The sequence below is a fragment of the Bacillus sp. UNCCL81 genome (assembly GCF_900112535.1).
GTDB lineage: Bacteria > Bacillota > Bacilli > Bacillales > Bacillaceae_G > Gottfriedia > Gottfriedia luciferensis_B.
Map to the genome: position 1 here is coordinate 1 of NZ_FOMF01000002.1, position 8,208 is coordinate 8,208.

Annotated in this window: 10 protein-coding genes and 2 pseudogenes; 8 read left to right on the forward strand and 4 right to left on the reverse strand. The window is 31.7% G+C overall.

The window, feature by feature from the left end; translation table 11 throughout:
- From BM319_RS24465 to BM319_RS25185, 4 genes and pseudogenes are all read left to right on the forward strand, one after another.
- Positions 1-552 (forward strand): annotated as a pseudogene (locus BM319_RS24465) (hypothetical protein); the annotation flags it as partial.
- 352 nt (positions 553-904) lie between these two features.
- Positions 905-1,156, forward strand: a complete 252-nt coding sequence (locus BM319_RS00015; RefSeq protein WP_069033467.1) for a hypothetical protein — start codon at positions 905-907, stop codon at positions 1,154-1,156.
- Between the two features lie 132 nt (positions 1,157-1,288).
- Entirely contained in the window at positions 1,289-1,579 is a 291-nt protein-coding gene (locus BM319_RS00020; RefSeq protein ID WP_069033476.1) for a hypothetical protein, read from the forward strand.
- A 792-nt stretch (positions 1,580-2,371) separates the two neighbouring features.
- Positions 2,372-2,839 (forward strand): annotated as a pseudogene (locus BM319_RS25185) (immunity protein Imm33 domain-containing protein); the annotation flags it as partial.
- Between the two features lie 237 nt (positions 2,840-3,076).
- Here the strand turns inward: BM319_RS25185 and BM319_RS00035 are convergent.
- Positions 3,077-3,673 (reverse strand): DedA family protein, encoded by a 597-nt coding sequence (locus BM319_RS00035; RefSeq protein WP_069033465.1) that lies wholly within the window; start codon positions 3,671-3,673, stop codon positions 3,077-3,079.
- Between the two features lie 195 nt (positions 3,674-3,868).
- Here BM319_RS00035 and BM319_RS00040 point away from each other — a divergent pair, with 195 nt between their 5' ends.
- The 3 genes from BM319_RS00040 (at position 3,869) to BM319_RS00050 (ending at position 6,287) form a co-directional block, all read left to right on the forward strand.
- Positions 3,869-4,555, forward strand: a complete 687-nt coding sequence (locus tag BM319_RS00040) for an alpha/beta hydrolase family protein (protein ID WP_069033464.1) — start codon at positions 3,869-3,871, stop codon at positions 4,553-4,555.
- A gap of 13 nt (positions 4,556-4,568) precedes the next feature.
- Entirely contained in the window at positions 4,569-4,763 is a 195-nt protein-coding gene (locus tag BM319_RS00045; protein WP_069033463.1) for a helix-hairpin-helix domain-containing protein, read from the forward strand.
- Positions 4,764-4,946: 183 nt separating this feature from the next.
- On the forward strand, positions 4,947-6,287 hold the full coding sequence (locus tag BM319_RS00050) for a glycosyltransferase family 2 protein (RefSeq protein ID WP_069033462.1): 1,341 nt from the start codon (positions 4,947-4,949) through the stop codon (positions 6,285-6,287).
- 68 nt (positions 6,288-6,355) lie between these two features.
- Here the strand turns inward: BM319_RS00050 and BM319_RS00055 are convergent, their stop codons facing one another.
- Entirely contained in the window at positions 6,356-6,640 is a 285-nt protein-coding gene (locus tag BM319_RS00055; protein WP_069033461.1) for a YiaA/YiaB family inner membrane protein, read from the reverse strand.
- A gap of 271 nt (positions 6,641-6,911) precedes the next feature.
- On the opposite strand from BM319_RS00055, the gene BM319_RS24470 reads away from it, so the two are divergent.
- The gene (locus BM319_RS24470) at positions 6,912-7,076 is read left to right on the forward strand and encodes a hypothetical protein (protein ID WP_175403474.1); all 165 of its coding nucleotides are present in this window, start codon (positions 6,912-6,914) and stop codon (positions 7,074-7,076) included.
- 67 nt (positions 7,077-7,143) lie between these two features.
- On the opposite strand, the gene BM319_RS00060 is transcribed toward BM319_RS24470, so the two are convergent.
- Together BM319_RS00060 and BM319_RS00065 are read right to left on the reverse strand one after the other, a co-directional pair.
- Entirely contained in the window at positions 7,144-7,542 is a 399-nt protein-coding gene (locus tag BM319_RS00060; RefSeq protein ID WP_069033460.1) for a thiol-disulfide oxidoreductase DCC family protein, read from the reverse strand.
- A gap of 17 nt (positions 7,543-7,559) precedes the next feature.
- The gene (locus tag BM319_RS00065) at positions 7,560-7,916 is read right to left on the reverse strand and encodes a globin domain-containing protein (RefSeq protein WP_049819805.1); all 357 of its coding nucleotides are present in this window, start codon (positions 7,914-7,916) and stop codon (positions 7,560-7,562) included.
- Between the last annotated feature and the right edge of the window lie 292 nt (positions 7,917-8,208).

An 8,208-nucleotide genomic window follows, 5' to 3' on the forward strand; every position in this document is an offset into this window, starting at 1 on the left:
GGAGCGACAGGAGCAACTGGAACAGCTGGAGCGACAGGAGCAACAGGCCCAACCGGTCCAACTCCGATAACTTCCACAAAAATTTTTGTATTTGAAGGGACGGCTACGGGTTTTCAGCGTATAGTCGGTTCACCTGGTGCAACTTCTCAAACTATCCCTATTACTATTGGAGCAACAGGAACCATAGTCGGATTTACAGCATCTGTAAATATAAATAACTTACCAGTTGGGTCATACACTTTTCAAATATGTGTTAATGTGATTAATAATGCAGTGGCACCCGCAGTTGCAAATATAATATCTACAATTACGTTTACTAATACAGCCGTTATGTCCGGAACCTTTATTTTTTCCATTAGACCGACAGATGTAGGGCCACAGCCCGTACTTTTCTCCAATGCTACCCCTTATGCACCAGCACCTGCAACTGTAACATGGACCACTAATATTCCTGGTAACCCACTTGCAAGAAATGATGCGTTATCTTTATTCCTGATTGGTAACTTGACACAAAGTGCAGTTTATGGAGTAGCTGCTTCTACTGCTATTTAATTAGACTTTGAAAATGCATTCTATAAAAAGAACTTAAAAATAAAGCATTATACAAAGTATCCGTGTGTACTTTAAATGTCGAACATTTTAAAACAAAAAGAAGGATAGGAAATCAGAAGTAGTATCTGCTATTTCTATCCTTTTTTGTACTACAAATAACCTCATTTACTACATCAACATTTTCTTATGTTATGCAACTAACTCATGCTTTAGTTGAACAACATGATCGGCTTTGTAGCCGATTTTTTTATTAAGCTAAATGGCAGTTTAGTTGAATAAGGAATGGTATAATAAATTCAAAAAAGAAGTTTTTTAACAGCAATTATTGTTAAATTTAAGGGGATAAATGAAAGTGGATATTGGATTTTTTTTATTTTGCTTATTCTTTATTGTTTCTGGAATTACACTAATAATAATGGGTTTAAGATATACTAAAGAAAAACGTGAAAACGATAAGAATAGCAGATATGTAATTGCAGGTAACGGTTGGTTTGATGAATTTTTAAGAACGGTTCTTCCATTAATGCCAGTATGGGTTACAAAAATTGTATATATTATTTTGGGCTTATTTTTACTAATTTTAGGTATAGATATGTTATTTTAATGTTTCGTAAAATCCTTTAATAATATTTTTAATTTAATACAACTAACTCATGCAATAGTACAACAAGCAATCAGATTCAGTGTTTAATCAAAAAACAAGAAAAGGGATGAAATATTGAATAAGTCAAAATGGATACCATTGTCTAATATTAAGGATGATGAGGAAATATGGGCAGGAGCAAGAGTAAGATTATACGATGTTGGATTGAATTCAAGTGACAAAGAAAAAGATTACTATGAATTTATAATTTCTTACATTTACGATAATAATGACCATCTTCAATTAACCAATTTAACACCAGGCAAAGCAGGATATGTAACATTTGTTTTAGAAAAGGATTTACCGAACAACTTTGGATTAGGTAAAACATTAAAATATTTAATAGGCTTAGAAAATGCCTATATTAAATTTGAGTTTGAATAATTAAAAACTAAGGGATGCACCTACTTTAAGGTGTTTTCCTTAGTTTCATAATTTATCAACATTATCTTATATAACTAACGCATGCGTGTGCGGCCGAGCCTAGGTCGTATCATATAGCGGGTGGGATTCCCGTCGAGTAAGAACTAGCCATTCACTCGTAGCGAGTCTTGGAGGGCTAAAGGTAACTTTAGTCTTTAAGCGTAGACAGTTAGGTTGCGGGCCGAAAGCCAAATGGTTGAAGGGATTGAGCTTCGAAATGTTAGTAAAACGAGAGGGCTGATGCCTTACGCATAGCAGAAAGCAACATTTTACCTTTCATTAAAGGCAAGAAGGGTAAAACCTCTCCGGAGTCAGAGACCTTGGCACGTAATACATTGATATGATACGGCAACTCGGGAGACCCTACTGGTCTTTTCATTTAGAAGAAGAGTATGGTGTACAAACGATAACAAGTAAGGAAACCAAATGCCGATGTAGGGAGCCGGATAGCAGCGTAGTACCTATGAAGTTGGGTAATGCCAATGGAGGAAAGGCTGCTACCAAAGAATCACCCTTAATAGGGACACATTTACTACACACAGAGGTAGAATAAATGGAAACAAAACTATTAAGGATAGTAGAATTAGCAATATTTAAGATTGCTACATTCTATGAATGATAACTTGGAGGAGCCGTGTGCATTAATAGTGCAAGCGCGGTTCTGAGAGGGGTTGTACAACAATGGGAGCTGATCAATCGATCGGCTCCTTTATTATTTTTAGAGTTAAGTTGAATTAGAAATGATATAGTAATTGGGTCGAAATAACTCAGATGGATGATCAAAAATTTATTGGAAAACTAGATAACAAACCTTATTGAATACAAGATTTAAAAGCTGGCGATGAAGTTGCATTTGGAATTGAAAACATTTGTGATACAGAATATGATGACCCAAATTCCTCAAATTGGGATTACTATTTTGATACAAAGGTCATTGTTAGTGATGATGTACTTGAAAAAAGAGAGTTTAACTTTCTACTAAGGGATGTTTCGAAAGGCGAAGGTGACTCTGGTTGGTCAATATTAAGTGGTTTCGAAGATGATGAATTTCTTGGTGATTCCAAAAATTTTCAGGTTATATCTATTGGTGTAATCCTAAATATCGATGACTCCATTCTAGATTTTATTGAAGAACCTCCTTTATGTGCATACGAAAGAAACGAAGACGGCAACTTTATTAAAATAGAAGACTGCGATTGGGAAACATATTTAAATGAATAAGATCATCTCTTCTTATTCAAATACCATGAAAATAACTATCTACTAAAAAGTTGTTCCATTAACCATTTTCCTTATGCAACTAAACTGCCAGTAAATTACCGATAAAAATAAACAAAAAAAAAGACCTTTTCTAAGGTCCTTCGGTGTTTTTTGACTAACGTTTTAATCTATTACTGGACTTGTAAATCAAAGAAATGAGCAATCACAATGCCTCGTCTTTTTAATAGTTGCCTAACTCTAATTTGTAGTTAATCGTTTTCTATATAGGAAAAAGAATACAATCGCAATCAATAAGGCAGTTGGAAAAATGACTAAACTATACTTTGCAAAAATAGACGCAACTTTATCCCATTCTTCACCAAAAATTTTTCCTAATGTTATAAAAGTGAATCCCCAAAGGATTGCTCCAATAAATGCAAACGTTGCAAATTTTCTATACGAATATTTATTAATGGCAGCAAAATAAGCAGTTAAATGCCTGACTCCGGGTATAAAAAATCCTATTATAAGAATATATGGTCCAAATTTTGTAAATAAGCTTTTTGTCATTTCAATTTTTTTCTCTGTAATATGAACTTTTGGTCCATATTTATTAAGTAAAGGTAAACCAAATATGTATCCAAGTAAATAGCTTAATGAGATTCCACAAATGATTCCAATCATCGCACAAGCTATTGAAGGTAAATATAATAATCTACCTATAAATACATTATAACCTATGTATACTAAAAGAATTTCATCTGGTAGTGGTAATCCTATAATTCCTCCTATTAATGCTAAAATGATGCCTAAATAACCATAGTGACTAATTAGTAAGTTTAAATGGTGAACCATTGATATACACATCCTCGATTTTTTCCGCGTGAAGTAAATAGGCAAAAAATTAATTTTAAAGATAATATCATTGTATACAAACAAAAGTATTTTATAGCATTTTTTTAAATATGGCAATTCAAAATTCAAATAATTTTGTTATTATTAGAATGATTTAATATTACGATAGAAAATAATGAAATTTAGGTGCTAAAAATGATTAATTATTATGAAATAACCCCAAATATATTTAGTAGGAAAGAAACAATCATCATGTTTCATGGTTGGGGTTCAACGATTGAATCACAAATAAAACTTGGCAATGAGCTATCTGAATTAGGATTTAAAGTTGTTATTCCCGAAATTAAATACCATGATTCCAGACAAGCTCTAAATAACCATTTCGATCAAGAGATTTTACAAACATATTTTTGGAAATCGATATTTGAAACAATTGATGAAGAAGATGAAATGATATATCAGCTTAATTTACAAAAAGAAAATACGATTCTGTTAGGCAGTTCAATGGGTGGTTTCATTGCAAGTGGAATGTTTTTTTCAAACAATAGTTATGCCGGGCTAATTAATATTAATGGATCAAGTTCTTATATTTATTCTGAGCAGGATTTTCGTATAAAAGATAGAAGAGAACCATTAAATGATAGTGAATTGGAAAAGTTTGTGATATATGATCCAAAATATAAAAAAAGTACGATAAGAAAGCCTGTTTTATTTTTACATGGCGAACAGGATCTAGTTATTCCAATTGGTGGGCAACTCGATTTTTTAAAAACAAATCATCATTATTATATAGATTTTCTTAAGTATAAGGATGTAAATCATACAATCACAACTAGTATGAAAAACGACATATTGAATTGGCTTGATAAAAATTTTAAATAGGAGAGGATTTTATATGAGTGAAAATTCACTACCAAATGGATTAGCTAAACCTGCAATTAGAGCATTAACTTCAGAAGGTTACTTACAGTTGGAGCAATTCACACAATTAAGTGAAGCGGAAGTATTAAAATTACATGGAATGGGACCTAAGGCGATTATGACAATTAAAAATGCATTGGAAGAGAATGGATTATCTTTTAAAAAATAATATTGGCTAGCGATTAAGAACTGATCAAATTTCAGTTCTTTTTTTGTCTTTATTAAGTAAATGAAGGTGTTATAAAAAATCATTGATTAACTCATTTTTACCATAAGTTGTTAGGATATTAATATAAACTATAGTGATATAATGATTCTTATCGATTAATTTTCATAAAAAGGAGGAAGGCTATTGAAACCTAACTTGTCTCCTATACAAAAAAAAGGAAACCGTTATTATTTAACAGTAAATAAGAAATTTTGGTTTAGCCATTTTATTTCATTTTCTTGGTTACTTTTTTCAATTTATTTATCAATTCCTTGGGTAAAGGACTTATCTGACGTTGTTACTACGCCAGTAGCAATCATCATAATAGGAGGTATTGCCTATATACCGGGCTATATGAGCACTTTTTTAGTCATAAGTTTACTACTCGATAAACAACCGAATTTTAAAAATGAATTTCCAGATGATTCGGTAACTGTATTAGTGGCTGCTTATAATGAAGAAGGTGCTATTTTTAATACGTTAAAATATATTTCAGATCAAGACTATACTGGTGAAATAAACGTTATCGTTATTAATAATAATTCAACTGATGGTACAGATCGTGAAGTAATGAGGGCGAAAACAGAGTTAAATTCAAATATAACTTTATTACATCAACCAAAACCAGGTAAATTTCATGCACTTAATTTAGGTTTGGAGTATGTAAAAACAACATATGTCATTACATTAGATGCAGATACATTAATTCATCCTTCCGCAGTAAGATACTTAGTTTCAAGAATAAAAAGTAGCCCTACCGATGTTTGTGCTGTTGCTGGCTCAATGTTAGTTCGTAATAGTCGTGAAACATTTTGGACTAAGATCCAAGAATGGGACTACTTTTTAGGAATTGCTTCTATAAAAAGACTTCAGGGATTATATCAAGGAACACTAGTTGCACAAGGGGCGTTTAGTTTATATAAAACTGATTGTGTCAAGGAAGTCAATGGTTGGCCAGATGCAATTGGAGAAGATATCGTTCTAACATGGAGACTTTTACAAAAGCAATGGAAGGTATATTTCGAACCTTTAGCAGTAGCATTTACTGATGCACCTACTACCTTTGGTCATTTTGCTAAACAAAGATCAAGGTGGGCAAGAGGGATGGTTGAAGGACTAATTGAAATAAAACCGTGGCAACAACCACAAGTATATACAAAGTATTTAACTGGTATTAACCTCTTGATGGTTTACTTAGATCTTATTTACACTTTATGTTGGATTCCTGGATTGATTTTAGCGTTTTTTGGAATCAACATTATTGTTGGACCAATGACTTTATTAGTTCTCCCATTAACATTCATTAGCTATTCAATCCTTTATTTTTACCAGAAAAACTATGTTTTCCGTAATTTAAATTTAAGAATAAGAAATAATCGTATAGGATTTCTATTCTTCCTATTATGCTATCAAATGATTATGTCGCCAATTTCACTTTATGGCTATATTCAAGAATTCTTTAAATTAAAACGAGTTTGGGAATAAAAACTTTATCATCATAAAAAAAGGGGATCACTAAAGTAAAAATACTTTTTGTGATCCCCTTTATGTTTTTATAAATTTTTTGTTTCTTTCTTTATTGAGCTATCTAACTTCATCTTTAATTGAACTTCTTGATCCGCGATAATATCATCATCTTCGGCATTATCACGAACAACCTTTTGGGTTAAAATTGAGCCTACTGCTACTAATAGCATAACTGCAATATAATAACCTTTTTCGTTTAACTCCATATCTGCATTATAAAGTCCAATACAAAACAAAAATACTCCTGCAACTAATGTAAAGTAAGCTAAAACAGTAAATGCTGGTGTGTTTCTACGTCTGTGCTTCTGCAAATTTAATCACGCTCCGCATAAGATTTTACAAAATTATTTGACGTTAAAAAATGCTATTAAGAAGATATAAATGATTTCAAATTAATTCTTAACGTCTGTTATTATTATATAAAATTTGTTGTTAAATAGTAATAAAATTCTAATAAATTAGTAAATTGGAAAATATTACTGGAATTTTTTAGGAAAAAGCTAAATAAAAAATAGAGAAATACAAAAAGGTATCTAATCACAAATAGATAGGAAATATTTATTTGGAGAGGATGGTCAGATTTTGAGTAATAGAGGTGCTGGTATTGGTGGAATCGTGTTTGTAGGCTGTATGTTTCTAGGCGGAGGAATTGGAAGTTTATTACATGAACCACATTCTGGTTGGCTAATTGGAATGGGTGTTGGATTTTTAGGGCTCGCTTTAACAAGATTTCTAATAAAAAGTTAATTCGGGAACTAAAAAAGAACCACAAGGGAAATGATAACCTTGTGGCTCTTTCAATTGAAGAGGACTTTTATAAATAAAATCGATCCCTAATTTCTTTTGATGGAATCATACACGATTCGTTTTTTCCAAAAAATTTAAAACGATTTCTTGCGATCAGTCTATATAAATGGTCACGTATTGTTGTTGGGATTATGATAAAGGCATAGAAAAATTTTGGCCAACCTTCTAAATTTTTTGCAATAGAAAGGGCAGCTGAAGATTCAATTTTTATTTTTCCATTTTGTACAAGAATAATTGAATCAATTGAACAAAGTTCGGGGTGATCCTTCTTAAGCTTTTCGCCAAAAGTAGATTGTAATGCGGCAAAATGAAAATATCCTTTTTGGTCATGTTTAATAATAAATTGAACGGCTCCATTGCACAAAATACATTCACTATCAAATAAAATAATTGGCCTCTCACTCATAATATATCCCCTAAAGATTATTCTTGGTTCACCATATGGTAAGCAACATTTCTTAAATGTTGTAATAATGGCTCTTTAATTTCTTCATCTAGATCGACATCATCCATCGCTTTTCCCATGCAATCCAGCCAGTCATGCGCTAATTCAATTGTAATTGGAAAAGGCAAATGACGCGCGCGCATTCTTGGATGACCACGTTCCATACTATAATATTGTGGTCCACCTAAAAACTGTGTTAAAAATAGTTTTTGTTTACGTGCAGTCTCCTCCCAGTCACCTGGAAATATTGGTGAAAGTCTCTCATGCTTTGAAACATAAGAATAAAAAGTATCCACAAGCTCTTCTAATTTTTCTTTCCCTATATAATCATACATTGTTTGATTTTCGTTACTCAAAAGAAAATACCTCCATTAACTTCAAAAAATACAATTAAGATAGGTTTATTTTATCTCTTTTTGGACTTTATGAGAAGTAAATAGGAACGTTAGGGTAATATAATTTATTATTAAAAGATATTGTCCCACTTTTTATGGGAACCCTCGTTTTTTAAGAAAGAAGATGAAATATAGTAACTCATAGGAGGTTCATGAGTAAGTAAAAAAGGAAGAAGATGAAAATAACTTACCCATAGGAGGTTCATGAGTAAGTAAAGAAGCAAAAAGATGA